The organism is Mesorhizobium sp. M0563, assembly GCF_040321065.1.
In the GTDB taxonomy this organism is placed as follows: Bacteria; Pseudomonadota; Alphaproteobacteria; order Rhizobiales; family Rhizobiaceae; genus Mesorhizobium.
Map to the genome: position 1 here is coordinate 101,241 of NZ_JAMYQV010000015.1, position 23,629 is coordinate 124,869.

General features: G+C 62.4%; 29 protein-coding genes. 12 read left to right on the top strand and 17 right to left on the bottom strand.

All coding sequences use genetic code 11. From position 1 onward, the window contains the following. Positions 1-54: 54 nt before the first annotated feature. The gene (locus NKI50_RS19660; RefSeq protein ID WP_352717358.1) at positions 55-555 is read left to right on the top strand and encodes a GNAT family N-acetyltransferase; all 501 of its coding nucleotides are present in this window, start codon (positions 55-57) and stop codon (positions 553-555) included. Here NKI50_RS19660 and NKI50_RS19665 read toward each other — a convergent pair. Then, positions 552-1,172, bottom strand: a complete 621-nt coding sequence (locus NKI50_RS19665) for an HD domain-containing protein (protein ID WP_352641172.1) — start codon at positions 1,170-1,172, stop codon at positions 552-554. The two genes, NKI50_RS19660 and NKI50_RS19665, sit on opposite strands and share 4 nt — an antisense overlap. A 161-nt stretch (positions 1,173-1,333) precedes the next feature. On the opposite strand from NKI50_RS19665, the gene cysE reads away from it, so the two are divergent. Together cysE and NKI50_RS19675 are read left to right on the top strand one after the other, a co-directional pair. Next, positions 1,334-2,182, top strand: a complete 849-nt coding sequence (cysE, locus tag NKI50_RS19670) for a serine O-acetyltransferase (RefSeq protein ID WP_023717455.1) — start codon at positions 1,334-1,336, stop codon at positions 2,180-2,182. A gap of 213 nt (positions 2,183-2,395) precedes the next feature. Next, positions 2,396-2,599: a DUF3126 family protein gene (locus NKI50_RS19675; RefSeq protein ID WP_023674799.1), complete on the top strand. Its 204-nt coding sequence runs from the start codon at positions 2,396-2,398 to the stop codon at positions 2,597-2,599. A gap of 223 nt (positions 2,600-2,822) precedes the next feature. On the opposite strand, the gene NKI50_RS19680 is transcribed toward NKI50_RS19675, so the two are convergent. Both NKI50_RS19680 and NKI50_RS19685 read right to left on the bottom strand, forming a co-directional pair. Further along, positions 2,823-3,110 (bottom strand): GIY-YIG nuclease family protein, encoded by a 288-nt coding sequence (locus NKI50_RS19680; protein ID WP_352641180.1) that lies wholly within the window; start codon positions 3,108-3,110, stop codon positions 2,823-2,825. Positions 3,111-3,345: 235 nt separating this feature from the next. Beyond that, complete coding sequence (locus tag NKI50_RS19685; RefSeq protein WP_352641174.1) at positions 3,346-4,077, bottom strand: hypothetical protein; 732 nt, start codon at positions 4,075-4,077, stop codon at positions 3,346-3,348. A gap of 116 nt (positions 4,078-4,193) precedes the next feature. Here NKI50_RS19685 and NKI50_RS19690 point away from each other — a divergent pair, with 116 nt between their 5' ends. Both NKI50_RS19690 and NKI50_RS19695 read left to right on the top strand, forming a co-directional pair. Further along, positions 4,194-4,538 carry a DUF6949 family protein gene (locus tag NKI50_RS19690; RefSeq protein ID WP_352481124.1) on the top strand — a complete coding sequence of 115 codons (345 nt, stop codon included), beginning with the start codon at positions 4,194-4,196 and terminating at the stop codon, positions 4,536-4,538. A gap of 18 nt (positions 4,539-4,556) precedes the next feature. Then, on the top strand, positions 4,557-5,084 hold the full coding sequence (locus NKI50_RS19695) for a gamma carbonic anhydrase family protein (RefSeq protein WP_352717361.1): 528 nt from the start codon (positions 4,557-4,559) through the stop codon (positions 5,082-5,084). 130 nt (positions 5,085-5,214) lie between these two features. On the opposite strand, the gene NKI50_RS19700 is transcribed toward NKI50_RS19695, so the two are convergent. The 3 genes from NKI50_RS19700 to NKI50_RS19710 form a co-directional block, all read right to left on the bottom strand. After that, the gene (locus NKI50_RS19700; protein WP_352484541.1) at positions 5,215-5,820 is read right to left on the bottom strand and encodes a transglutaminase-like cysteine peptidase; all 606 of its coding nucleotides are present in this window, start codon (positions 5,818-5,820) and stop codon (positions 5,215-5,217) included. A gap of 222 nt (positions 5,821-6,042) precedes the next feature. After that, the gene (locus NKI50_RS19705) at positions 6,043-6,660 is read right to left on the bottom strand and encodes a PilZ domain-containing protein (RefSeq protein WP_352484542.1); all 618 of its coding nucleotides are present in this window, start codon (positions 6,658-6,660) and stop codon (positions 6,043-6,045) included. Positions 6,661-6,776: 116 nt separating this feature from the next. Continuing rightward, complete coding sequence (locus tag NKI50_RS19710) at positions 6,777-7,415, bottom strand: PAS domain-containing protein (protein ID WP_352496722.1); 639 nt, start codon at positions 7,413-7,415, stop codon at positions 6,777-6,779. Positions 7,416-7,808: 393 nt separating this feature from the next. On the opposite strand from NKI50_RS19710, the gene NKI50_RS19715 reads away from it, so the two are divergent. The 4 genes from NKI50_RS19715 to NKI50_RS19730 all read left to right on the top strand — a co-directional run bounded on the left by NKI50_RS19715 (position 7,809) and on the right by NKI50_RS19730 (position 11,291). Next, positions 7,809-8,579, top strand: coding sequence for a rhomboid family intramembrane serine protease (locus tag NKI50_RS19715; protein WP_023717463.1), 771 nt, complete (start codon positions 7,809-7,811; stop codon positions 8,577-8,579). 100 nt (positions 8,580-8,679) lie between these two features. Then, positions 8,680-9,111, top strand: coding sequence for a CBS domain-containing protein (locus tag NKI50_RS19720; protein WP_023717464.1), 432 nt, complete (start codon positions 8,680-8,682; stop codon positions 9,109-9,111). 190 nt (positions 9,112-9,301) lie between these two features. Further along, positions 9,302-10,801, top strand: a complete 1,500-nt coding sequence (gene gatB, locus NKI50_RS19725; protein ID WP_352496721.1) for an Asp-tRNA(Asn)/Glu-tRNA(Gln) amidotransferase subunit GatB — start codon at positions 9,302-9,304, stop codon at positions 10,799-10,801. Position 10,802: 1 nt separating this feature from the next. After that, positions 10,803-11,291: a GNAT family N-acetyltransferase gene (locus tag NKI50_RS19730; protein WP_352496720.1), complete on the top strand. Its 489-nt coding sequence runs from the start codon at positions 10,803-10,805 to the stop codon at positions 11,289-11,291. Between the two features lie 16 nt (positions 11,292-11,307). Here the strand turns inward: NKI50_RS19730 and NKI50_RS19735 are convergent, their stop codons facing one another. The 5 genes from NKI50_RS19735 to NKI50_RS19755 all read right to left on the bottom strand — a co-directional run bounded on the left by NKI50_RS19735 (position 11,308) and on the right by NKI50_RS19755 (position 16,322). After that, a complete protein-coding gene (locus tag NKI50_RS19735) occupies positions 11,308-11,649 on the bottom strand; it encodes a hypothetical protein (RefSeq protein WP_352496719.1) in 342 nt (113 codons plus the stop codon). 151 nt (positions 11,650-11,800) lie between these two features. Next, positions 11,801-13,012, bottom strand: coding sequence for a hypothetical protein (locus tag NKI50_RS19740; protein ID WP_352515791.1), 1,212 nt, complete (start codon positions 13,010-13,012; stop codon positions 11,801-11,803). Between the two features lie 147 nt (positions 13,013-13,159). Then, the gene (locus NKI50_RS19745; RefSeq protein ID WP_352496717.1) at positions 13,160-13,459 is read right to left on the bottom strand and encodes a hypothetical protein; all 300 of its coding nucleotides are present in this window, start codon (positions 13,457-13,459) and stop codon (positions 13,160-13,162) included. A gap of 94 nt (positions 13,460-13,553) precedes the next feature. Beyond that, entirely contained in the window at positions 13,554-14,954 is a 1,401-nt protein-coding gene (locus NKI50_RS19750; protein ID WP_352496716.1) for an ArnT family glycosyltransferase, read from the bottom strand. Between the two features lie 207 nt (positions 14,955-15,161). Beyond that, positions 15,162-16,322 carry a helix-turn-helix transcriptional regulator gene (locus tag NKI50_RS19755; protein ID WP_352515793.1) on the bottom strand — a complete coding sequence of 387 codons (1,161 nt, stop codon included), beginning with the start codon at positions 16,320-16,322 and terminating at the stop codon, positions 15,162-15,164. 245 nt (positions 16,323-16,567) lie between these two features. On the opposite strand from NKI50_RS19755, the gene NKI50_RS19760 reads away from it, so the two are divergent. From NKI50_RS19760 to NKI50_RS19770, 3 genes are all read left to right on the top strand, one after another. Beyond that, positions 16,568-16,966, top strand: a complete 399-nt coding sequence (locus NKI50_RS19760; RefSeq protein ID WP_352484551.1) for an NADH:ubiquinone oxidoreductase subunit NDUFA12 — start codon at positions 16,568-16,570, stop codon at positions 16,964-16,966. 158 nt (positions 16,967-17,124) lie between these two features. Further along, positions 17,125-17,607 (top strand): DUF2155 domain-containing protein, encoded by a 483-nt coding sequence (locus NKI50_RS19765; protein ID WP_352451095.1) that lies wholly within the window; start codon positions 17,125-17,127, stop codon positions 17,605-17,607. A gap of 92 nt (positions 17,608-17,699) precedes the next feature. Beyond that, complete coding sequence (locus NKI50_RS19770; protein WP_023717474.1) at positions 17,700-18,068, top strand: hypothetical protein; 369 nt, start codon at positions 17,700-17,702, stop codon at positions 18,066-18,068. Positions 18,069-18,180: 112 nt separating this feature from the next. On the opposite strand, the gene aat is transcribed toward NKI50_RS19770, so the two are convergent. The 6 genes from aat to NKI50_RS19800 all read right to left on the bottom strand — a co-directional run bounded on the left by aat (position 18,181) and on the right by NKI50_RS19800 (position 23,528). Beyond that, a complete protein-coding gene (gene aat, locus NKI50_RS19775; RefSeq protein WP_023717475.1) occupies positions 18,181-18,798 on the bottom strand; it encodes a leucyl/phenylalanyl-tRNA--protein transferase in 618 nt (205 codons plus the stop codon). Positions 18,799-18,813: 15 nt separating this feature from the next. Beyond that, positions 18,814-20,157, bottom strand: a complete 1,344-nt coding sequence (accC, locus tag NKI50_RS19780; protein WP_352484553.1) for an acetyl-CoA carboxylase biotin carboxylase subunit — start codon at positions 20,155-20,157, stop codon at positions 18,814-18,816. A gap of 19 nt (positions 20,158-20,176) precedes the next feature. Next, complete coding sequence (gene accB / locus NKI50_RS19785) at positions 20,177-20,635, bottom strand: acetyl-CoA carboxylase biotin carboxyl carrier protein (protein ID WP_023717477.1); 459 nt, start codon at positions 20,633-20,635, stop codon at positions 20,177-20,179. A gap of 26 nt (positions 20,636-20,661) precedes the next feature. Next, a complete protein-coding gene (gene aroQ / locus NKI50_RS19790) occupies positions 20,662-21,096 on the bottom strand; it encodes a type II 3-dehydroquinate dehydratase (protein WP_352484554.1) in 435 nt (144 codons plus the stop codon). Positions 21,097-21,259: 163 nt separating this feature from the next. Then, entirely contained in the window at positions 21,260-22,063 is an 804-nt protein-coding gene (locus NKI50_RS19795) for a DsbA family protein (protein WP_023717479.1), read from the bottom strand. A 70-nt stretch (positions 22,064-22,133) separates the two neighbouring features. Further along, positions 22,134-23,528 (bottom strand): M48 family metalloprotease, encoded by a 1,395-nt coding sequence (locus NKI50_RS19800; RefSeq protein WP_352717363.1) that lies wholly within the window; start codon positions 23,526-23,528, stop codon positions 22,134-22,136. Positions 23,529-23,629 lie beyond the last annotated feature (101 nt).

Here is a 23,629-nt window from a genome sequence, read left to right on the forward strand (position 1 = left end):
CCGGCAGGCAAGCGACCGACGCGACCCCTCAGCTTCAAATCTGCGCGAGTTGCCATGGTCGATCTTGTCGTCACCTATCTGGAGATGACCGAGCCGCCGTCCGGCGGCGGCTTTGCCGCACCCGCACCGGGCGCGGCGGTGATGCGCGAAACGCTTGGCGTCGCTGATTACATCAGCCTCTACCGCGCCGTTGGCGAACCTGTGCAATGGGATCAGCGGCTGCGCATGCCCTTGGGCGACCTTGAGCGCCTTCTCGCCAGCCCGTCGACGCATATCCATGTCCTGCGCGTCGACGGCGAAGCAGCCGGCCTATGCGAATTCACGGGCGTCGGCGAGCCGGTTATCGAATTGGCCCATTTCGGGGTCGTTCCGGCTCTTCAGGGCCGCAAGCTTGGGCCATACCTGCTCGACCGGGCGCTGCGCGCCGTCTGGTCGCATGAACCTGAAAGGGTCTGGCTGCACACCGACACTCACGATCATCCGGGCGCGCGATCTGTCTACGGGCGAGCCGGTTTCAAGGCCTATGCGCAGCGCATGGAGACGTTTCCGGATTAGGATTTGTCTGGGCTGAGGTTATCGCCAAGCGCCCTGAGCGAGCGCGCCATGTTTTGCCGGGCCTGGGTTTCGAAGCGCCGGCGGAATTCCTCGCTATGGAAGATATGCGGACGCGCGAGGAAGCCCTTTAGGACAGCGGCACGGCCGGCCCGCCACATCGGCTCATCGACCCACTGATATTCGCGGCGAACCGCCTGTTCGTAAGCGTCGAACACGTCAGGCGCAGCACCCAGGATCGCCAGGTCCATGTCGAGGAACAGCGCCGCGTCACGAACGGAATGCTGGTCGCCAAGGGACGGCAATTCGTGGCCGGCGGTGGCAGTGATCATCGCCGCGATGCGACGGATGCGTTGTGCATCGGCGCGGCCGGCGAGCTTTGTCTCGGCAAGTGTGGCACTCCTCGCCTCATTGTCCTTGGCGCGGCCGTCGTAGATCGCGTCGTGGAACCAGATCGCCGCTTCGACTGCTTCAGGATCATGCAGCAATGCCTTGTAATCGTTGGCTAGCGCCAGCATCGCCTCGATGTGGCCAAGGTCGTGGTAGTGGCGATCCGCGGCGTCATACAGCGCGGAAAGCTCGCGCTTCAGGGTCTCGTCCATCAAGGTTGCGTTTTCCATGGCTGCTTGAAATTCCGCCAACCAAATCCATTTGACGAAGCACTAAGGAAAATTGAGTTCACCCGTGCTATGATCTGGCTTATAGGTGCGGCCGGAGAATAGGCAAGCCGCCAAGCCGAGACATTGGATGGCCTGAGACATTGGATGGCCGGAGACATCAGATGAACAGCGTTACGATTTCCCGTCCCACCAGGGTGCAGCCGGTAGATCCGATCTGGCGTTCGATCCGCGATGAAGCAATGGAAGCGGTCAACCGCGATCCGCTGCTGGCGGCGTTCCTCTATTCGACCATCCTCAATCAGGAAAACCTGGAAGAAGCGGTTATCCACCGGTTGGCCGAGCGCCTCGCTCACCAGGACATCGGCTCCGACCTCATCCGCCAGACATTCAAGGCGATGGCGGCCGACGACAAGGACTGGTCGACGACGGTGCGCGTCGACATCCAGGCCTATTACGACCGCGATCCGGCCTGCGACCGCTTCATCATGCCGGTGCTCTACTTCAAGGGTTTTCATGCCATCCAGACGCACCGGCTGGCGCATTGGCTGTGGAACCAGGGCCGCCAGGATTTCGCGCTGTATTTGCAGAGCCGATCGTCCTCGGTGTTCCAGACCGACATCAATCCGGCCGCCCGCATCGGCAAGGGCATCTTCCTCGACCACGCCACCGGCCTCGTCGTCGGCCAGACGGCGGTGATCGAGGACGACGTGTCGATCCTGCACGGCGTCACGCTGGGCGGCACCGGCAAGGCCGGCGGCGACCGTCATCCCAAGATCCGCTATGGCGTGCTGATTGGCGCCGGCGCCAAGATCCTCGGCAACATCGAGATCGGCCATTGCTCCAAGATCGCGGCCGGCTCGGTGGTGCTGTCGCCGGTGCCGCACAACAAGACGGTTGCCGGCGTGCCGGCCCGCGTCGTCGGCGAGACCGGCTGCGACCAGCCTTCGCGGCAGATGGACCAGCTGTTGCCGTCGCAGACGATGGACCACGTCGTCAGCTTCGACATCTGAGCGCTCGAGCAGGGGGCTGAATTCCTGCCCTCTATGCCGGCTTGCCTTTACATGGCCATTGTCGACGTGCCAGAAGCGCGCTCACCAATGCATGTCGCCCAATAGTGCCCAGCTGTTTTGGGATAGCGACATGCATGAAGCAAGATTTAAAGCGCGTCGCATCGATCTCTTCAGACGCGACGCACTTGAGCAAGCGACGATCGGAGAAGACTGTTGAAGCCGGACGAAATCAGAAAGCTGGACGCCTATTTCAAACGCACCTTCCAGAACCCCAAACTCGAAGTGAAGGCGCGGCCGCGCAAGGAAGATTCGGCCGAGGTCTATGTCGGCGACGAGTTCCTCGGCATCGTCTTCAAGGACGAGGACGACGGCGACTATAATTTCTCGATGGCGATCCTCGATATCGATCTGGCCTGAGCCGGGAATTTGGTGCTGGCCGGACCTGCTTGTTGCAGGCGGGACCGCCTGATGGCGGAGCGCAAACCTCGGAGACTGGCTGGAGCATCCCTCCCTTCGTCATCCCAGGGCGGAGCAAGGAGCGAAGCGACGCGGCGCAGACCCTGGGAGCCATGCCGTTACCTCGCGGCAGTGCTCCGCTCTGACCAGAATCGAATGCTTCTTGGCACCGGCTGGGCGTCCTCTACCAACCAGTCCCGCGAAAAAGTTCGAACCACTCTGGATTGGTCTTCTCGATCAGCTCGATCTTCCACCGGCGTGGCCAGCGCTTCAGCGACTTCTCGCGCTGGATGGCGTCGCGAATGTCGAAATGGTCCTCGTACCAGACCAGACGCTGTACGCCGTAGCGGCTGGTGCAGCGCGAGCCTTCGCCAGATTTGTGCTCCGGCATGCGGCGGCCGAGGTCGTTGGTGACACCGATGTAGATCGTGCCGCGCTTCTGGCTTGCAGTCATGTAGGCATAGCCCGTCATGGCTGAAGGGTAGTAGGCATTGTTGCGGATGCAAGCACCGTTCTGAGCCGCTGCATTCTTCGACTGGCGTAACGGCATGGATCCTAGGGTCTCCGCGACGTCGCTTCGCTCCTGCTCCGCCCTAGGATGACGAAGGCGTGGTGGGCCTACAGCCAATCGCAAACCCTGGAGATTGGTAGCCCGATTGGCGGGGCTCCAGCCCACAGCCCTTCAGGGTCGGTCGAAGGATCAAGCCCTACCGCCCTGTCTTCAGCACGCGCGCTGCCTCGCCAGAAATCGCCGCGTCGAGCGCCTGCCAGTCGCCCAGGAATTCCCGGGGGAAGCGGTAGGTAAGGCTGAGATTGTCGCCGACCAGGATGTCGCGTTCGCAGGGCGCCAGCGATTCGTCCGCGCTCGGGCCGCTCAGGCAGCGGGCAACGAACGGATCCTTGCCGGGGCGGTTTGCGACCGCCAGCACTTCGTTGAGATAGCCTGATTTTTCGCTGAAAGCGTAAAGTGTGGTGCCGCCAGGGCCGGGCGTACCCGGCTTGGCGATCAGCGCGCTGTAGATCGGCGCAAAGCGGCCGCTCATGTCGCGCGACATCATCTGCGGCTCGAACGACAGGAAAATGATGTCCTTGCTGGGTCCGGTGTGGTTGAAGTCGTTGCGGGCAACCTCGCTGTAGCCGTCCAGCTCGGGATAGCGCAAATAGAGGTCGAGCCGCGAGGCGATGCCGTCGCGCCGGGCCTGGGCAAAGCGAATGACATTGGCCGGCACGGCGATGATGTTGTTGCCGATGACGACCTTGTGGACCGTGGTGTCGTCGGTGTACCCGGCCATGGCGATCGAGCGGCCGAACCATTTGCCGCCAAGGCTGATCGCCACCGAAAGCAGCGCCAGCGTCGCGAACGCATAAAACACCCGCTTCATCAGCGTCGAATCGACGACGCTGAGTTGCGGGCCCTCTGTGGCGGCTGCCTGCTTCATCGCGATCCTCGTTGCCGTCCCATCGGTGTGCCTGAACGGCACACTCGGCGCGGCACGGCTCTTGCTACGCAGCTTTGCAGGCGACTGTGCGATTTCATGGTAAACGGAGGGTAAAGATGAGCCCGGTCGAACAAATCATATTCAGTTTTATGGCTGGGCTGACGGCTTGCGGCCTGGCCGGATCGGCGATGGAACTGGTCGCCGGCCGCAAGCTTGCCTTCGTCCAGCCCTATGTATCGTCGAAGCACATGCTGCGCTCGCTCGCCGCGACGGCTTGCGCCGGGCCGCTGATGTTCGTCAACGAGGCGCTGGACGCCTGGCGCGAGCGTCGCATCTCGGTGCTGGGGCTGATCTCCTGCGGCTGTACGGCGACCGTCTGGGCGCTGGCGCTGGGCATGGTGGTGATCGCCATTGCGTCGTGGGCGGCTTCGCTTCTAGGGTCTGGCACCTTGTCGGTGTGAGACAATCTGGAGACAGCGATGCCGATCTACGCGATTGACGGAAAAGCGCCCACCTTCGAGGACGCCGACAGCAACTGGATCGCGCCCGACGCCACGCTGATCGGCAATATCAGGATCGGCCGCAACGCCGGCTTCTGGTTCGGCGTACTAGCCCGCGGCTACGACGAGCCGATCGTCATCGGCGCCGACACCAACGTGCAGGAGCATACCATCATGCACACCGACGCCGGCTTTCCGCTAACCGTCGGCCAAGGCTGCACGATCGGCCACCGTGCCTTGCTGCATGGCTGCACGATCGGCGACAACAGCCTGATCGGCATGGGCGCCATCGTGCTGAACGGCGCGAAGATCGGTAACAACTCGCTGGTCGGGGCTGGTGCACTGGTCACCGAAGGCAAGCAATTCCCCGACAATTCGCTGATCGTCGGCTCGCCCGCGCGCGTCGTCAGGACGCTCGACGAGACAGCAATCGCGAGGCTACGCGCCTCGGCCGCGCATTATGTCGCCAATGGGAGGCGGTTCAGGGCGGGGCTGAAGAAGGTCTAGCGCCAGGCAGTGAAGGCCGCCTATCGCAAGCCCAGAAATGGTGGAGCCGGCCCGGGGACGGGGCCGGCTCCTAAACCCGGTCGTTGGGGACGGGGAGGGTGGGGACTCGACCGGGTTTTCCGTCGCGTCCTCAGCGGACGCTGGCGACCGCGTCGGAGCGGCCGTCGTTGATCGTTACCCAGGCGCCGGAATTGCGGTCGGACTGGCGCTTCAGGTAGGTGTAACTGGTCTTGGTCCAGGACAGCACCTTGGGCTGGAGATTGTCGAGGATGAACTCTCCAAGGCTGGTGCGCACGGTCAGCACCGCATGGCCGTCGCCGTTGCGCTGGCGCACCACCGTCATCAGCAGATCGCCGGCCGGCACGCCCATGCTCATCAGTTCGCGGCGCTTTTCCAGCGCATAGTCCTCGCAGTCGCCGAAGCCTTTGGGAAACGACCAGACTTCTTCCTTGCCCCACATTTCCATGTCGGTGCGCGGCGCCACTTTGCTGTTGACCGAATTGTTGATCTTGACGATCGTTGCCCACAGCTTGCGGGTGAGCTCGACCGGTGCCCGGTTCGGCGTCCTCTGATTGCATTCCTGCGGAAGCTGCTGGCACAATTCGTAGTGACCGACCGGCTGCGTGGTGCGACCGCCGGTGTGCATGAAGGCCGGCTCCGCCGCGTTTGCAGTCCCCCAGCCGAAAAGCTGCATCGCTATTGCCGCCAGCAACAGCTTGCCCCTCGTCTTTTTCATTATTCAGTCTCCCCGTTTGAGGAGACAATGACACGGCTGGATTTATTTGACGCAAAAGCGCGAAGTAGACATTAAGTAAAACGCCAGTAGAATAAACATAAAATTGGATGCAATTGAGTATAGAATTATTTAAGGATTCTAGCCGGGTGCATTCCCATGCTTCGTCGCACCGTTCGAACAGCTAGGATAGCGATCCTTCGCGATGGTGCTAAAACTTTCGCGTCAGCCGCGCGGCGAGCTGAATTCGGTGTCGAGCGTTTCCGGCCGCTGGATGACGGCGAACTCGATGGCGACGCCATCTTCGAAATGGCGCACCACCTGGCCGCGCATGGTGCCCAGCGTTACCTGGACGCCGATGGCCGGCTTGACGTCGATCTCGATCGCGGCGCCCGACAGCGACAGATCGATGATGCGGCACTGGTACTGCCGTCCGTCAGCAAGTTGCAGCACGCTCGTCGGGTTGCGCGGTGCCACGCGTTCATGGCGGCGGTCTTCCGGCAGGTCGAGCTCGTGCTTGTTGGCAAGCCAGGTCAGTTGCGCGGCGAGCTTGTCCCTCTTGCGGTCCGACGCGATGACGGTCATCGCAAAGCCATCCTGCAAAGTGCGGGTGATGACGCCCTCGATTCGGCCGATGTGATCGATATAGGCAATGACCTTTTCACCCGGCAGGCCGGCACGCTCGGTGCGCAGTGAAACGTTGCCGGGCGACATGTCGACCACCTGGCAGGGATGTTCGGTGCGGTCTTCCAGCATGAAGCGTCCGTAAATCTTCACGCGGACGCGCTGAAAGTTACGCCTTTCAGCTTGGGACGGCGCATGGTCGACCGCCGCTGACCTCATGACTGCCATACCCCTTCGGCATTCCGCGCATGGATGCGGGGAATTTCAGCGGAAAACTACAACAAAGCAGGTTAACAAAGGGGAAAGCCCGGCGCTGTTGCTTTAAGCTTTGGGCATCATTCCTCGCGTCCGCCGTCGAAGACGACCAGGTGACGGATGCGGCGGGCCTGGCCGAGCGCCGAAATCGTCTCGGGCGGGTCGAATTCCGATGGGGCGAGCGAGGGAACCTCTATCGCCGGCCGGTTCTTCAGGAACATCGGCTCCTTGTCGGGATCGACGACACGGATCGAATCGATCAACGCGTCGAGAACCGGGTCGGCACCCAGCCAGAAGGGCTTTTCAACGGCGCTTATCACACCGAGGCAACGCGGACTCTCGACACCGCCGTCGAGCGGCAGTGCGAGCAGCTCGAACCTGTTGGAACGGCCGTTGCGGCTGAAACCCTCATAGGTGATGAGCACCACCGATTTCAGGTCGAAGACGCCATCGGTCAGCTTCGAAATCAGCCGCTGGTCCTTCTCGCGCCACAGCGAAGGGAATGAAAACCCCTTGAGTTCGCGGCCATAGGCCGCGCAGAGCCTGGTGCCGGCGAGCCGGAACACTGCTTCGCCGCGCGTGTCCTTTTCCAGGATGAACGTGTCGGCCAGCAGCGACTTGATGTCGGCCGGTTCGACTTCCGAGCGTTTCGGGGCAGGGCGTCCGTCACGCAATCGGTTCCAATAATGGAACAGCGTGATCGATCCGGTCTGGTTCATGCTAATGCTGCTCCGCGCATTCTGTCTTCTGATGTCCCATCGGTGAACAGAAGGGCGCCCTCCGAAGACCTACATGCGTTGCGGAGCAGGATGCGTGCCAGCATCGTTAATACTTGTTCACGGGTCGGGGCGGTTAAGGTTAACAACTGGTTTACGTTGCGCGCTGGCCAGGCCTGTGGCACACCAAAACCACTCCAGAAGCGGTCGTTTTGCGACGATCGGCAGCACTTCAGTCAAGAGTTCAGGGGGAGCAAGGGGGCTCGACCAGCCGTTCAAGGGAAACCTTGGACGGCTTCCTTTTTTGATTCGGAGCTGCTGATTCGCCGTTTGTGATTCGGTTGGCCGTGATCTACATGCTCGCGAAGTCCAATCCAGCGACTGAGTGCAAGCCATATGAGCGACCCAGAAAGCCCACCGGAGATCGAGCAGGGCGAGAGTGGGCCTGCCGCCCGCGAACCGGAGCAACGCCGTGAACCGGTGTTCAACCTGCCGCCCGTGGTGCTGGCGGTGATCGGCATCTGCGTCGCCGTCCATCTGATCCGGGTCTATTGGCTGACCGACGACCAGGACTTCGAACTGCTTGTCCGGGCAGCCTTTGTGCCGATCCGCTATTCCGGCCGCTTCGACCTGGATTTCTTCGCGTTTTCAAGCCCTTTTACCTATGCCTTTCTGCATGGCGGTTTTGCCCATCTTGCCATCAACATGGTGTGGCTCGCGGCCTTCGGCTCACCGCTGGCCAACCGCTTCGGCGCGTTGCGCTTCAGCCTGTTCTTCGCCGCGACCGGACTGGCGGCGGTGGCGCTGTTCTGGGCCATGCATCCGCTTGGCGAAGCGCCGCTGGTCGGCGCCTCCGGCGCGATTTCCGGCATGATGGGTGCGGCGGCGCGCTATGGCTTCCGCATCGACCGCTCGTCGGGCAAGGCCGCCTTCGCCGGCCAGCCTTTGCCGATGGCGGCGGTGCTGCGCTCGCGCGGCGTCGTCACCTTTCTCGCCATGTGGATGGTGATCAACCTGGCGACCGGCCTCTTCGGCCTGGCGCCCGGCATTGACGGCCAGATCGCCTGGGAAGCCCATATTGGCGGCTTTCTTGCCGGCTTCTTCGGCCTGCGGTTCTTTGATCGGCGAGAGCAGGCGCTGCAACAGGCGGACGAGCCGGACACCTGAGACCTCCGCACTTGAAATGAAACCGATCGCGGCGCACCATGTTCATACTAGGGAAAGCCGGCCAAGGCAGGAGCCGGCAGGAAATGCAGAGGAGGACGCCATGACTGTTAAGGCAATTCTCGAGGCAAAAGGCCACGACGTGGTGACGCTCGGGCCGAACGAAAAGCTCAGCGAAGCCATCCGCATGCTTTCCGAACACAGGATCGGCGCGCTGGTCATCACCAACGGCGATCACAAGATCGTCGGCATTCTTTCCGAGCGCGATGTGGTGCGGGTTCTCGCCAAGGAGGGGGCGGCGGCGCTCGACCTTGCCATCCGCTCGGCGATGACGCCCAAGGTGAAGATCTGCAATGAGAACCACACCGTCAACGAGGTCATGGAGATCATGACCAAGGGCCGCTTCCGCCATCTGCCGGTGGAAAAGAACGGGCTGCTCGACGGCATCGTGTCGATCGGCGACGTGGTCAAGCGGCGCATCGAGGATGTCGAGCGCGAGGCCGAGGAAATCAGGGCCTATATCGCCACGGCATAGGTGAGGGCGGCCGGGTTGCCGGCCATTGAATTTTTTCAAGCTGCTATAGCAGTCCATCGCGGCAGGTGCGGGCCTGTGCCGCGTCGGCGCCCGCGGCTTTGCGCTTGTCTCTCTTGGCGGTTTGCACTAGCGAAGTTGCACATCAAAATATGCGTTCTCGCATATCCGCAATTCCACTATGCAGGCCACTATGACCCTCATCGATACCCGCACGCCCGACGCCAAGCGCCTGGTTCCCGGCGCCACCGGCGACTGGGAGATCATCATCGGCCTCGAGGTCCATGCGCAGGTGACCTCGCAGGCAAAGCTGTTTTCCGGCGCGTCGACCATTTTCGGCGCCGCGCCCAATGCCAATGTCAGCCTGGTCGACGCGGCGATGCCCGGCATGCTGCCGGTCATCAACGAGGAATGCGTCAAGCAGGCGATCCGTACCGGGTTGGGCCTGAAGGCTGAGATCAACCACAAATCGGTCTTCGACAGGAAAAACTATTTCTATCCCGATCTGCCGCAGGGCTACCAGATCTCGCAGTTCAAGCAGCCGATCGTCGGCGAGGGCAAGGTGATCGTCTCGGTCGGCCCGGACCGGCAGGGCGAATTCGAGGACATCGAGATCGGCATCGAGCGCCTGCACCTGGAGCAGGATGCCGGCAAGTCGATGCACGACCAGCATGCGACAATGTCCTATGTCGATCTCAACCGCTCCGGCGTGGCGCTGATGGAGATCGTCTCCAAGCCGGATATGCGCTCCGCCGATGAAGCCAAGGCGTATGTCACCAAGCTGCGCACCATCGTGCGCTATCTCGGCACGTGCGACGGCAATATGGACGAAGGCTCGTTGCGGGCCGACGTCAACGTCTCGGTGCGCCGGCCCGGCGGCGAATTCGGCACGCGCTGCGAGATCAAGAACGTCAACTCGATCCGCTTCATCGGCCAGGCCATCGACTATGAGGCGCGCCGCCAGATTGCCATCCTCGAGGACGGCGGCAGGATCGAGCAGGAAACGCGGCTGTTCGACCCCAACAAGGGTGAGACGCGCTCGATGCGCTCCAAGGAAGAAGCGCATGACTACCGCTATTTCCCGGATCCCGATCTTCTGCCGCTGGAATTCGACCAGGCCTATGTCGACGAGTTGGCAAAGGACCTGCCGGAACTTCCCGACGCCAAGAAGGCTCGGCTGATCGCTTCGCTTGGCCTGTCGACCTACGATGCCTCGATCCTGGTATCGGAAAAGGCGGTCGCCGATTATTTCGAGAAGGTGGCGGCCGGGCGCGACGGCAAGCTCGCCGCCAACTGGGTCATCAACGACCTCCTGGGGGCCTTGAACAAGGCCGGCAAGGATATTGAAAACGCTCCTGTTTCGCCCGACCAGCTTGGTGCCGTCATCGACCTGATCAAGGAAGGCACCATCTCCGGCAAGATCGCCAAGGATCTGTTCGAAATCGTCTGGAACGAGGGCGGCGATCCGCGTCAGCTGGTCGAAAGCCGTGGCATGAAGCAGGTCACCGACACCGGCGCCATCGAAAGGGCGGTGGACGAGGTGATCGCGGCCAACCCGGACAAGGTCGAGCAGGCGCGTGCCAAGCCGACCATGGCCGGCTGGTTCGTCGGCCAGGTGATGAAGGCGACCGGCGGCAAGGCCAATCCGCAGGCGGTCAACGAGCTGGTCAAGGCCAAGCTCGGGATCGAGTAGGATGTTCGTCCGCACCGCCGGCGAGCGCGATCTGGCGGCGGTGCGCGCATTGCTGATCGAGACATGGCATGCCACCTATGACGCCATCTACGGCGCGGCGCGGGTTACCGAAATCACCGATGAATGGCATTCGATCGCCGCGCTCAAAGCACGGCTGACGCGGCCGAACTCGGAGTTCCTAGTCGCCGACGACGGCAAAAGCATCGGCGGCATGGCTTTCGCCGCCGCCACCACGGATGCCAGGATCGTCATGCTGAACCAGCTTTACGTGCATCCGGCCTGGCAGAGGCAAGGCATCGGCCAGGCGCTGCTGGACGAGATTGAGGCCAGCTTTCCGGAGGCCCGAACGCTACGCGTCGAGGTCGAGGAAGCAAATGCCCCGGCCATCGCCTTCTACCGCTCGAGAGGGTTCTTGCCCGCCGGCGACACGGCCGATTGCGGCGGCGCCACAGGGTTGCCGGCGCTGGTTTTGGAGAAGGCGATCGGCTAGCTCGTTCGCCTGACGCTCAGTTGCGTTTCACAGGCAGGTTGGAGCAGCCGGCGGCGAGAAACTCGCACGGCAGGCTGCCGCCGCCGCCCGACGTGTGCGGCGGCGTAGCGGCTTCGATTTTTTCGACCTCGTAATATTTCGAGGTGACGCCCCATTTTTTGACGCCCTGGCACGTCGAGCGCACGCCAACCTCCGTCGCCTTCGCCGCCGTCTTGTAGTAGGTGGTGATCCGGCAGGATTGGCTGACCGGCAGCGCGTTCGCCGGGCTCGTGACCGGCGGCAGGAAGTTCGGGAAAGCAAGCAGTGAGATTGCCGCAATGATCCGGGCGGCGGGCATGGTGTGGGGAAGGTGCAGCATCGTTTGTCTCCATCGATGGCGCCGCTCGCTCGTGGCGAAGCGGCGCGTTTGTTCCCGCAGGATCAGGCCATGAAGCCGGCGCTGCCGCATCTGCCGCGCGGGGGATGGGGGCAGCGGTCCGAACCGCAGCCGTCATCCGCGAGCGACCGCGTCAGGGCATTTTCGGCTTGATGAGCGTCTTTATCGGAACGGCGACTTTTGGTGGCCGGACCGCACTGGCTCCACCGTCGACGGCCAGCCCGCCGCTGTTGAGATAGCGCACCGTATAGTGCAGCTCGTAGCCCGGAACTCTGATCCATGTAGGCTTGTGATTGAACTGGTCCGGAGGCCTCGAATACCACTTCGGGATCTGCATGATCTTGGAACCGGCACCGAATCCCGCACTCTTGGCCGCTACCGCGAAGGCGCTGTCTCTGGGATCGTTCGGCGGCTGGTCGACATTGCCGATGACGACCAGCGAATCGTATTTTCGCGCGTCGAGCCTGAGTGCGGGAAGGTTCAGCGCAGCCACGTCGCCTTCGCGCATCGTCAGCGCCTTCTGAAGGCCGTCCTCATTGGCGTAGACATTGAGGTTAATGGCCTCGGATTCCGCATAGACCACATTGTTGTGGAAGTCGCGGGCCGCCAGACGCGTGAGGCTGTCGAAGGTCACTTCAACCGTCGGCTTGGCTATGGCGTCCGTCACAATCAGGTTGCGTCGCGGCACCGTCCAGAAGATGAGATCGTCGCCGGTGGCTTGCGTGCCGGCATCGGACCCGTCGATTGCCGAGCATTTCGAATTCGGAACCGGCGTCGTCACCGGCAGGGGTGCCGAAAACGAGCTGCGTACCTGGGCATCGATGTAGTTGCCGATGTTGAAAACATCTTCGAGGATGTTGCCGCCTTCGAAGCTCGCCGGGCCGGGTTGCGAGCGGATGATGACCTGGCTGGAATCGGTCTGCCAGCGGCTGCAGAAGACGTTGACGTCTATGGGAATGCCGATGTGACGGTCGGACGTCAGCGGGATCGAGACCTTGATGGTGAGGATATAGGGAACTTTGACAAACCAGCTGTTCGGCTGGTTCAGCATCTGCGTCGCAAAGCGCGACGGCCGCCATTGCTTCAGCGATTCGATCGATGCGCGCGATGATCGTCCCTGGGCGGCTAGCTGTGCGTTGGTGGCGTCGACCTTGGCCTGCGCCAGGTTGCGGACGGTATTGGTGATCAGGAACACGCCGAGTTCGGCTTTGCAGGGCCTGTTCGATTGTGTGGGGTTGCATGGGGCAAGTGCCGCACTGGCAACCGGCGGCCCCGAAGGCGGCGGCTGGGCGGCCGCGGTGGCCGCCATCAGACCGAAGAACAGCATCGTGCAGGTTTTCAACATGGTATCCTCGCTCTGTCGTTGGAAACCACCCTCCGGCTAGACAGCAGCATTTGTCCGCTGGCGGTTCATCGCCCGCACGGGGGATGAACCGCGAAAACATCGGGCGGGCCTAGCGACGTCGGGCCGCCGTCCTTTCGGCTTGGATGGCTACTGCTTCACGACGCCTTTGGTCGTCGCCTTCGGCGCGACGACCTTGGGCTTGGGGGTTTTCGGACCTGGGTCGACTACCAACGCGGCCGTGCACGAGCATTTGCCCGAACCGCAATTCAGGTCGCCCTTGCACATTTTCGAATGCCGCATGTCGGTGCAGTCGGCGGTCCCGGAGCAGGAGCAACTGCCTTGCCCGATCGTACCGGACTGACATTTGAAGCTCCATGCCGGATCGGCAGCAACGCCGGCCACAGCGAGCGATAAGACAAAAAGCGTCGTCGAGATGAGCTTGCGCATGAATACCTCCCGGTTCAATCGAGCGATGGAACCACGGAGCAGCAACGCCTTCATCTCCCGTGCGGGAGATGAATTGGCAAACCGGCAACGATCGTCAATGCTGTCCCTTCAGCACGACGAGATAGCCGCGTTCGACGCGAAGCCGGAACGCGATTTGCCCTGCGGTGCCGGGATCCTTGGAAACCTTGTCGATGACATAGCCGCTGGGATGCGAGCCAAGCCATTCTTCCGGTTTGTCGGTGGTTTCGAATGGCTTTTGCAACCGGGCCAGGAAGCCGACTTCGCCTTGATAGTCGAAAGCCACGGCCCAGTCCGCATCCTTTCGCTCGTCGACGAAGTTGGCGAGCGGCGTCAGGTCATAGCGTTTGAACGCGGTTGCCGATGCCACCGCATGGCCGATGCCGAAAATGACAAGCATGACGACGGCCGAGCTTTTCAGCCTGGCGAGCGGGATCTCCGCCATGAAATACCCGAACAGGATGGTCACGAACGGCAACATCGGCACGACATAGTGGGGCTGCTTGCCGGATATCGCGCTGAACGCCAGCAACACGGCAACGAACGAGAACGACAGTAAGCGCAAGGCGCGCAGATCGGGCGACTTCGTCTCGATCAGGCTGCGTATCCGCGTGCGCAGCTTCAATCGCCATACCTCGGGTATAAAAATCCACGGCATGAACATGACCGGCAGCAGCAGCAGATAGAAGTAGAACGGCCGGCCGTGCGAATTGCGCAAATTGCCGGTGACGCGCCCCGCCGATTGGTTCCAGACCAGATCATAGACGAAACTGCCCTTTGTCAGGATGGTCGCCGGCACCAGCCAGATCGCCACCGGAATTAGCGCGGCGAGCACTGCCAGGCCCACTCCAACGAGGAAGTTCGGTGTCGCCAGTCCCGCCCGCCGGTCGCGCCAGAACGGGTAGAACAGGATGGGCGCGCCGATATGGATGAGCACCACCGGGCCTTTCGTCAGCACGCCCATGCCGATGAACAACCCGGCCAGAACGGCCTGCCAGCGGTCGCCGCTCCGGGCAAAGGCAATCAACGACAACAGCGCGGCGAGCACGAAGACCGTCAGCAACAGGTCGAACAGGATCAGCGTCGAATAGATGACGAACACGCTGCTTCCGACGACCAGCCAGGGGACGCGCCGTGCGATGTCGTCGCGGCCGGGAAACAGGGTCCTTGCCAAAGCCGTCGTCAGCCAGATGACGAGTGAGGAGGCGGCGAAGATGACCAGCATCGCCGCCGGCCGGCTGGCGCCGAAAACGGTCCAGACAAGGTCGATAAGCCAAAACAGCAGCGGCGGCTTCTGCAGATAGGGCGCGAAATTCATCGTCGGGACGAAGATCTGTCCGCTCAGATACATTTCCCAGGTGACGCTGAGATATCGCGTTTCGTCGACGGGCAGCAGTGGCCGGAAAGCGACCGCGATGACGATCAGCCCAAGCAGGAAAAGGTAGGGGAGCAGCCGCTCGGTAGATGTCGGTATCAAAGATCGAGATCCGCGCCAGAAACCATTTTCTTTCCAGCCGAGCATAGTGCCGCGTTTCTGGACCGCGAACGACCGCACCATGATTTTGGCCGAATTGCAACGATGCCGGTTTCGTTTTGCAGATTTTGCGGATGATGTTCTTAAAGGCTTGGAAAACTTACCGGCCGAGCCTTTTGGACCACGGCCGGTCCGGGGGATCTGCGCAAATCAACTGGAGCGCAACGGCGGCGACAATTCGCGCATCAAGAGTTCGAGCTCGCGCTGATCGCCGGTACCGGTCTTGTCGAAGATCGTCGCCAGCTGCGACTTGACGGTGCCGTCCGAGACGCCGCCGGCCGCGGCGATTTCCTTTCGCGTCAGGCCGGCGGCAACATGACCGGCGACGCGCCTTTCTGCCGCGGTCAGTCCGAACAGCGCCGCAATGGCGTCCAGCGCCGGGATTGGTGCCGAACCGGCCGCGGCGATGAAGATAGCCGCGGCGGCGCGCTGCGAGATACGCGCCGAGATTTCACGCCGCGCCAGCGGCATCACATGGGCCACCGCCGGAACGGCCGTCTTGGCCAGCGGAATGTTGATGCCGCAAGGTCCGAGCGCGAATTCGTCGCGCGTGCCGAGCTGGACGGCACGGCCGATCGCGGCATTGGCGTTGGCATAGGTGAAGGAAAGCTGTCCGCGCACGCAAGCGACCGAGATGTTTTCGGCGAGCAGCGCTTCGGCTGTCGGGTTGGCGAAGATGATGGTCATGTCTTCGGCGACGATCAGCACGGGATGGTCAAGGCTTTCGATGATGGAACGGAAGATTTCGGCCTTGCGCCGCTCCGCCTCGAACAGGTCGCCGATGGTCACCGCGCGCCGCACATGCGGCGCCAGCAGGCAGACAAGCTCGAGGTCCTCGCTGGAAATCTGGCGCCTGTCCTTGTCGGTAACCACCATCAGCGTGCCGATCCGGATCGGCCGCTTCATCAACGCCACCCAGAAGAAATCGTCCAGCCGGTTGGGTTGCACCCATTCGCGCACGATGCGGCTTTCGAGCCATCTCTGTCGCGTATCCGGACCTTGCAGGGCGTAGATCGAATCGACAGTGAACGGCACGTCGATCTCCATCTTGGGAACCGCCGCATAGAACGGCACTTGCGAGCCGTAGTCATGCTTCAACGGCTCAAGAACTGCGGGATCGCCGCAAGACACCGAAAACCGCGCGGAACTGCTGATCGTGTCGATGACGGCGAGCATGGCAAGCTGGCCTTCCGCCAGGCTGCAGATGGCCTCGAGTGTCGCTTGCCAGCGGCCGACGTCGGCAATCGAATCGTAGATCGCCTCAACGACCTGCGGCAATGCGCGACCGGCCGTGCCCGCCAGCGATGACATGAGCCCCTCTCATTTGCCGCCCTTGAGGCGACGAAGCATCATTCCTAGAATAACGCTGCGTAAGGTTGCCAACAACCCATTTCATCTGCTTCGCGCGGACGCGAGGATCGCATGAACGTATAGTTTGCCCGCCAGCCATTTGCTCGTCGGTTGCGGCAAGACCCTTGCCTTCGCAATGCCGTGACGCCATAAGCAGGAACAGGCGCCGCGAGGACTTGCTACAAGGACTTGCCACGAGGATTTGGATGAAAACTTTCCTTCTGCAGTTTTTCACCTGGTGGAACAGCCAGACGCTGGGAACGCGCTTCCACACCTGGCGGCACGGCAAGATGGTCGGGCAGGACGAGGTCGGCAACGTCTACTACGAGGGCGGCGTCGATTCGGAAGGCCGCACCCGCCGCTGGGTCATCTACCGCGACTATTCGGAAGCCTCGGCGATTCCGCCCGGCTGGCATGGCTGGATCCATCACCGTGTCGACGTTGCGCCGCCAACGGAAGACTACAAGCCCCGCGACTGGCAAAAGCCGCATGTGCCGAACCTCACCGGCAGCCCCGCAGCCTATCGCCCGAAGGGCTCGGTGCTGACCAACCAGCATCGTCCGCAGGTGACGGGCGACTACGACGCCTGGACGCCCGGTTCGTGATCGATCGCCGCGACACGCGCGCGGTTCCCACAGGCACCGTGTCCCCACGGGCGCGGTCCTTTGTCGCCACAATTGCTGTTTAGCTGTTTGCTGATCCGACAGCAGCAACTAGCCTTGGCGTTAAGAGAATCACCCGGGCGCAAACCACCGGACCTTGCATGAGCATGTTCAGCCGAATTTTGACGGGCGGATTAACCGCGGTCGTTCTCGCTTCTATGGTGGCGCTTGCTGCTGCGCAGGAGTTGGCGCCGCCTGCGCCGGACGCGTCGGTGGCGCCTGCAGCACCGGCAGTATCCGAGCGCATCACCAATCCCGTCGCTGAATTCGCCGGTATCGACAAGATCACCGGTCGCATCATCACTTTCGACGTCTATATCGACGAGACGGTGCAATTCGGCGCTTTGCAGGTGACGCCGCGCATCTGCTATTCGCGGCCCGAAAACGAAGAGCCGAAGACGGATTCGTTCGTCGAGGTCGACGAGATCACGCTCGACCGGAAAATCCGCCGTATCTTCACCGGCTGGATGTTTGCCGAAAGCCCCGGGATCAACGCCGTCGAGCACGCCGTCTATGATATCTGGCTGAAGGGCTGCAAGCAGAAGTCCGACGTGCCGGCGCCCGCTGCCCCCAAAACCAACTAGAACCTGTCAGCGCGGCGGATAGATACGCCGCGTCTTGCGGAACCGCCTTGTTGCCTGAGCGTTGGGGCCTCTCTAGGGAGGAGGTTGCCATGATGATGGCCAACAAAAGCGAGCTTCTCGACATCGAAAAGGGATTCTGGACCGGCGACGCCGACTATTTCAAGGCCAACGCCGACACCGAATGCCTGGTGGCCTTCCCGCAGATGGCGCGGGTGATGAGCAACGCCGATCTGGCCAAAACCGCGACGGAGCCGAAGCGCTGGCGCGAGCTCGACATCGACCTCAAGGGCATCATCGAGCCCGGCAGCGACATCGTCATGCTGACCTACGAGGCGCGTGCGACCCGGCAAAATGGCGAAGCCTATGCAGCACTGGTCAGTACCGGCTATGTCCACCGCGTCAATGGCTGGAAGATGATGTTCCATGCACAGACACCGCTGGTGACGGCGACCAAGGGCTGACCGGCCGGTAGAGCAATTCCAGGAAAAGTGTGAACGGTTTTCCGTGCGGAATTGCGTCAAAACACAAAATAGACCGGTTCGGCGTTTCCGTGAAACGATGAACCGTTCTAGATCACGGAAAAAACACAGCCTCGCCCTTTAGCGCCTCGGCCAGCATCTTCTCGTACTTGCCACGTGGCACGTCGATTGCGCCGAAACGTTTGAGATGCTCGGTCGTGAACTGCGTATCGAGCAGCGCAAAGCCGCGCGCCTTCAGGCGCTCGACCAGATGAACCAGACAGGCCTTCGAGGCGTCGGTCTCCCTGGCAAACATGCTCTCGCCGAAGAACACCCGGCCGAGCGACACCCCGTAGAGCCCGCCGACCAGCCGGTCGTCGTGCCAGGCCTCGACCGAATGGCAATGGCCCATCCGATGCAGCTCGACATAGGCTTCGCGGATTGGTGCGTTGATCCAGGTCGACCGCCGTTCCTCGCGTCTTTCGGCGCAGGCGTCGATCGTCGCCTCGAAATCGAAATCGATGCGGAATTCGAACAGATCCTTGCGGATCGTCTTCCTCAGGCTCTTCGGGATGTGGAAACCGTCGAGCGGAATGATGCCGCGCGTCTCCGGCCGCACCCAGAACACCTCGGGGTCATTGGCATTTTCGGCCATCGGGAAGACGCCGGAGGCATAGGCTTTGAGCAACAGGTCGGTCGGGATGCGATAGCCGGGTGCGTAGGGGCGGGTCATCGCGTCGCCCCTGTGTCACTCGCCTTTGGCCAGATATTTTTCCAGCCAGTGGATGTCGTAGTCGCCATTGGCGATGTCGGCGTTGCCGACGAGGTCGCGAAACAGCGGCAGCGTGGTCTTGATGCCGTCGACCACGAATTCATCGAGCGCGCGTCGCAGCCGCATCATGCACTCGACGCGGTTGCGGCCGTGCACGATCAGCTTGCCGATCAGGCTGTCGTAGTAGGGCGGGATCTTGTAGCCGGAATAGACGCCGGAATCGACGCGGATGCCGAGGCCGCCTGGCGTGTGGAAGTGGGTGATGGTGCCCGGCGAGGGGGTGAAGGTGCGCGGATCCTCGGCATTGATGCGGCATTCGATAGCATGGCCGTGGAAGCGGATATCTTCCTGGCGCACCGAAAGCCCGCCGCCCGAGGCGACGCGGATCTGCTCGTGCACGAGGTCGATGCCGGTAATCGCCTCGGTCACCGGATGTTCGACCTGCAGGCGCGTGTTCATCTCGATGAAATAGAACTCGCCGTTCTCATAAAGGAATTCGATGGTGCCGGCGCCGGAATAGCCGAGATCGGCGATCGCCTTGGCGCAGACGCCGCCAATATGTGCGCGCTCCTCGGCATTGAGCGCCGGCGAGGGCGCTTCTTCCCAGACCTTCTGGTGGCGGCGCTGCAGCGAGCAGTCGCGCTCGCCGAAATGCACGCCGCGCCCGGCGCCGTCGCCGAACACCTGCACTTCGATATGGCGCGGCTTCTGCAGATACTTCTCGATATAGACGGCGTCGTCGCCGAAGGCGGCGCCCGCCTCCGAGCGTGCCGTCTGCAGCGCCACCTCGAGGTCGGCCTCGCTATGCGCCACTTTCATGCCGCGCCCGCCGCCGCCGGCCGACGCCTTGATGATCACGGGGTAGCCGATCTCGGCGGCAATGCGCTTGGCCTCCTTTTCCTCGGTGACCGCGCCGTCGGAGCCGGGTACCACGGGAATGCCGAGGCGCTTTGCGGTGCGCTTGGCCTCGATCTTGTCGCCCATGATGCGGATATGGTCGCCGGTCGGGCCGATGAAGGTGATGTTGTGCGCGGCGAGGATGTCGGCGAACTTGGCATTCTCCGACAAAAAACCGTAGCCGGGATGCACCGCGTCGGCACCGGTGATCTCGCAGGCGGCGACGATCTGGTGGATGTTGAGATAGGAGTCGCGCGACGGCGGCGGGCCGATGCAGACGCTCTCGTCGGCGAGACGCACATGCATGGCGTCGGCGTCGGCGGTCGAATGCACCACCACCGTCTGGATGCCAAGCTCCTTGCAGGCGCGCAGCACCCTGAGGGCAATTTCGCCGCGATTGGCGATGAGGATTTTCTGGAACATCTTTCGCCTGTTCCCGGCTCTACTCGATCACGACGAGCGGCATGCCGTATTCGACCGGCTGCGCATCTTCGAACAGGATCGCCGTCACCATGCCGGCGCGCGGCGAGGGGATCTGGTTCATCGTCTTCATCGCCTCGATGATCAGCAGCGTCTGGCCTTCCTTGACCTTCTGGCCGATTTCGATGAACGGCTTGGCGTCGGGCGACGGTGCCAGATAGGCGGTGCCGACCATTGGCGAGGCGACGGCGTTCTTCGACACGTCGGGCGTCGCCGGCGCGGCCGCTGCCGCAGGCTGCGCTGCTGCCGGGGCATAGGCTGGCGGCGCTGCGGCGATCGCATGGACGGCCGGCGCCTGCCGCGAGACGCGCACCTTCAGATCGCCCAGCTCGACCTCGATCTCAGTGAGGTTGGTGTCGTTCAGTATGCCCGCCAGGTCGCGGATCAGCTGCTGGTCAACACCGTTCTTCTTTATCGACATTTTCGAGCCTTCTGTTTGTTGGCCGGTCATAGGCGTGCAGCCAGCGCCTGCAGCGCCAGCGTGTAGCCGAGCGGCCCGAACCCGCAGATCATGCCGACAGCGACCGGCGCGACCATGGAGACGTGGCGGAATGGTTCCCGCGCGTGGATGTTGGAGAGATGCACCTCAGCGACCGGCAGCGGCGCGACGGCGCGGATGGCATCGTGAATGGCGATCGAGGTGTGGCCGTAGGCGCCTGGATTGATGACGATTGCGGCGGCCTTCTCGGCGGCCTCGTGGATCCAGTCGACGAGGTCGCCCTCATGGTTCGACTGGCGGAAATCGATCTCCAGCCCAAGTGCGGCACCCGCCTGCTTGCAGTCGTCGGCGATCGCCGCAAGCGTCTTGCCGCCATAGATGCCCGGCTCGCGCTTGCCGAGCGCGTTGAGATTGGGGCCGTTCAGGACGAAAACCGTTTTCAAAAAATGCCGACCTTTCCCGGCGCGGCTAAGCCGGCGCGCCGGACCCTCTATAATGGGCATAGACGCTGGCGAAAAGAGCGCAAGTGCGTTCTTTCGCCGTCCACAACAGCCGGAAAACGGCCCGCGCCGGAAACCCGCAGCCTGATCGAAACCCGAACGCTAATCAGAGTGCGGCCTTCGCCGCCTCGATCTTTTCGGCCAGCACTTCCTGGCCGAGCGCGCCGAACACAACCTCGTTGCCGACGACATAGGACGGCGTTCCGGTGATGGCGAGCTTGGTGGCAAGATCATAGGTCTTGGAGAAGGCCTCAGTGATGCTCGGGTCCTTCATCTTTTCGCGCAGCGCCGCCTCGTCGGCGCCGAGCGACAGCGCCACCTTGATTGCCGCCGCCTCGGTGGCGCGCCCCTGGCCGCCGAGCAGCGCGTTGTGGAATTCGCCGTATTTCTCCGGCTTCATCAAGTGGAAGGCCATCGAGACGACGCTCGCCTTCTGCGAATCAGGGCCGAGGATCGGGAATTCCTTGAGCACGAAACGCAGGTCCGGATCGGCCTTGGTCAGCGCGCGCATGTCATCGATGGCGCGTTTGCAGTAACCGCAATTGTAATCGTAGAACTCGACGATGGTGACCTTGCCGTTCGGATTGCCGACAACGCCGTCGAAGGCGGAGTTGAAAATCTGGTCCTTGGCGTCTTTGATGACGCCGAGACTGGCGACGCGCTGTTCTTCCTTCTGCTTGGCCTCGAGCGCCTGCTGGGCTTCCAGAAGCACTTCCGGGTTCTTCAGCAGATAGTCGCGGACGATGCCTTCGACTTCGGTGCGGTCGAGCTTGGTTTCCGAGGACGCCGTCTGGACAAGCTGCGCCGTGCCGGCCTTCGCCGTCTGCGGACTTCCGGCGACGAAGCCGAACGCCAGCATGGCGAGGGCGGCTGCCACTCCGGTAGTGCCCAGCAGAATTGCCTTGGTCATGATCCTCGATCCTCTAGCCTGTGTTCGGGTCCGCTCGGTTCGGCTGTGTCGCAGCGTGCGTCCGAAAGGTTCACTTCTTCTTACCTGATGGTGCGTAGTTTATAATGTCCTGCGCGCGAAGCCAGCCCGGCTCGCCCCGCTTCATGCTCTGCTGCGCCCGCATGGCGAAGATCTTCGCATTCTTGTAGTCGCCGGAATAGAAATGCCCTTCGGCGGTTGCAAGCTCGGCCGCCGGGATGTTGCCGAGTTCGCCATAGGCCTGTGCCAGATAGCGGTATCCGGCGGCGTTTTCGCGATCCCGCCCGAGGCCCGTGTTGATCTGCGCCACCGCCTTCTTCAGCGAATCCGGCGTGCCGATAGCCATCAGCGCCTGGCCGTACGAGACCGGCAGCAGCCCGGATCGCGCCGGATCGAGGCTGACCGACCTGGCATAGGCGTCCGCCGCATCCTTCGGCCTGTTCGCCTTCATCAGGATGTCGCCGCGCAATTCCTGGAAATAGGGATTTTTCGGCTGTTCCTTGATCAGTGCGTTGGTCTTGGTGAGCGCCGAGGCCAGATTGCCGAAGAGATAGGTCATCTGCGCGTCGCCATAGCGCGAGGCGAGACTGCCGGGGTTCTTGCGTATCAATCGCGACGCCGCGGCCTGTCCTTGCATATAGGCGGCGATCTTGATGCGCATCATGTCGTGGCGCTGCTGCAGTGTCGGTGGGTCGACCTTGTCGAGGTAAGGGCTCTGCTTCACCAGCACTTCGAGATTGGCGATACGCTCCTGCGGCATCGGATGGCTGATCTTGTAGGGATCGACTTGGGCGCCCGAGAGCGACAATGCATTCTGGAAACGGCTGAACGTCTTCAGCATGCCCACGCCGGACTGGCCGGTAGCATTGAGATAAGCGATTGCCGAGCGGTCGGCGGTCATCTCTTCGGTGCGCTGATAGGCGAGGATACTGCGTTGCGCCATCTCGCCGCCGCCGGCCATCACGCCCATGCCGGCCCCAGCGAGGCCGCGGCTATTGCTGGTGGCGCCGGCCACCATGGCGCCGGCGCCAAGCAGCGTCGCCAGGATTGCCATCGTCTTGGCGCGCTCGAGCTGTTCGCGCAACTTTTGCTGGTGTCCGCCGGCGATATGGCCGGCCTCGTGGGCGATGACCCCGATGATCTCGTTGGGCGTTTCGGCTGTCATCAGCGCGCCGGTGTTGATGAACATGCGGCGGCCAGCAACAAAGGCGTTGAAGCTCTGGTCGTTGACCAGCACGATGTTGATGGCGTCGCCCGATAAGCCGGCCGCTTTGAAGATCGGCCGTGCGTAATCCCGCACCAGCGCCTCGATCTCGGCATCGCGCACCACCGGCACATTCTGCGCAAACGCGTTGACCGAGCCAGCCATGGCTAGCACCGCGGCAAGCGAAAGCGTCGCGAAGGCGCGCGCTGTCCTGGCGATCGTCGATCTGGGTCGGCTTAACATGGCAGGTCCACTGGTAGACGAGCGGGCGAAGGATGAAAAGTCGGCACCTTAAAACTTACCGAACTTGTGATCCCCACATCAATCGGGCATTTGTGCGGCGC

Coding starts and splice junctions, on each gene's coding strand:
- NKI50_RS19685 (WP_352641174.1), bottom strand. CDS start 4,077: ATGAAGCAGGCAGCCGCCACAGAGGGCCCGCAACTCAGCGTCGTCGAT.
- NKI50_RS19770 (WP_023717474.1), top strand. CDS start 17,700: ATGATGGCCAACAAAAGCGAGCTTCTCGACATCGAAAAGGGATTCTGG.
- NKI50_RS19665 (WP_352641172.1), bottom strand. CDS start 1,172: ATGGAAAACGCAACCTTGATGGACGAGACCCTGAAGCGCGAGCTTTCC.
- NKI50_RS19745 (WP_352496717.1), bottom strand. CDS start 13,459: ATGCGCAAGCTCATCTCGACGACGCTTTTTGTCTTATCGCTCGCTGTG.
- NKI50_RS19715 (WP_023717463.1), top strand. CDS start 7,809: ATGAGCGACCCAGAAAGCCCACCGGAGATCGAGCAGGGCGAGAGTGGG.
- NKI50_RS19695 (WP_352717361.1), top strand. CDS start 4,557: ATGCCGATCTACGCGATTGACGGAAAAGCGCCCACCTTCGAGGACGCC.
- accB (WP_023717477.1), bottom strand. CDS start 20,635: ATGTCGATAAAGAAGAACGGTGTTGACCAGCAGCTGATCCGCGACCTG.
- gatB (WP_352496721.1), top strand. CDS start 9,302: ATGACCCTCATCGATACCCGCACGCCCGACGCCAAGCGCCTGGTTCCC.
- aat (WP_023717475.1), bottom strand. CDS start 18,798: ATGACCCGCCCCTACGCACCCGGCTATCGCATCCCGACCGACCTGTTG.
- NKI50_RS19680 (WP_352641180.1), bottom strand. CDS start 3,110: ATGACGGGCTATGCCTACATGACTGCAAGCCAGAAGCGCGGCACGATC.
- cysE (WP_023717455.1), top strand. CDS start 1,334: ATGAACAGCGTTACGATTTCCCGTCCCACCAGGGTGCAGCCGGTAGAT.
- NKI50_RS19660 (WP_352717358.1), top strand. CDS start 55: ATGGTCGATCTTGTCGTCACCTATCTGGAGATGACCGAGCCGCCGTCC.
- NKI50_RS19740 (WP_352515791.1), bottom strand. CDS start 13,012: ATGTTGAAAACCTGCACGATGCTGTTCTTCGGTCTGATGGCGGCCACC.
- NKI50_RS19720 (WP_023717464.1), top strand. CDS start 8,680: ATGACTGTTAAGGCAATTCTCGAGGCAAAAGGCCACGACGTGGTGACG.
- NKI50_RS19700 (WP_352484541.1), bottom strand. CDS start 5,820: ATGAAAAAGACGAGGGGCAAGCTGTTGCTGGCGGCAATAGCGATGCAG.
- NKI50_RS19765 (WP_352451095.1), top strand. CDS start 17,125: ATGAGCATGTTCAGCCGAATTTTGACGGGCGGATTAACCGCGGTCGTT.
- NKI50_RS19705 (WP_352484542.1), bottom strand. CDS start 6,660: ATGAGGTCAGCGGCGGTCGACCATGCGCCGTCCCAAGCTGAAAGGCGT.
- NKI50_RS19800 (WP_352717363.1), bottom strand. CDS start 23,528: ATGTTAAGCCGACCCAGATCGACGATCGCCAGGACAGCGCGCGCCTTC.
- NKI50_RS19730 (WP_352496720.1), top strand. CDS start 10,803: ATGTTCGTCCGCACCGCCGGCGAGCGCGATCTGGCGGCGGTGCGCGCA.
- NKI50_RS19755 (WP_352515793.1), bottom strand. CDS start 16,322: ATGTCATCGCTGGCGGGCACGGCCGGTCGCGCATTGCCGCAGGTCGTT.
- accC (WP_352484553.1), bottom strand. CDS start 20,157: ATGTTCCAGAAAATCCTCATCGCCAATCGCGGCGAAATTGCCCTCAGG.
- NKI50_RS19760 (WP_352484551.1), top strand. CDS start 16,568: ATGAAAACTTTCCTTCTGCAGTTTTTCACCTGGTGGAACAGCCAGACG.
- NKI50_RS19690 (WP_352481124.1), top strand. CDS start 4,194: ATGAGCCCGGTCGAACAAATCATATTCAGTTTTATGGCTGGGCTGACG.
- NKI50_RS19710 (WP_352496722.1), bottom strand. CDS start 7,415: ATGAACCAGACCGGATCGATCACGCTGTTCCATTATTGGAACCGATTG.
- NKI50_RS19735 (WP_352496719.1), bottom strand. CDS start 11,649: ATGCTGCACCTTCCCCACACCATGCCCGCCGCCCGGATCATTGCGGCA.
- NKI50_RS19795 (WP_023717479.1), bottom strand. CDS start 22,063: ATGACCAAGGCAATTCTGCTGGGCACTACCGGAGTGGCAGCCGCCCTC.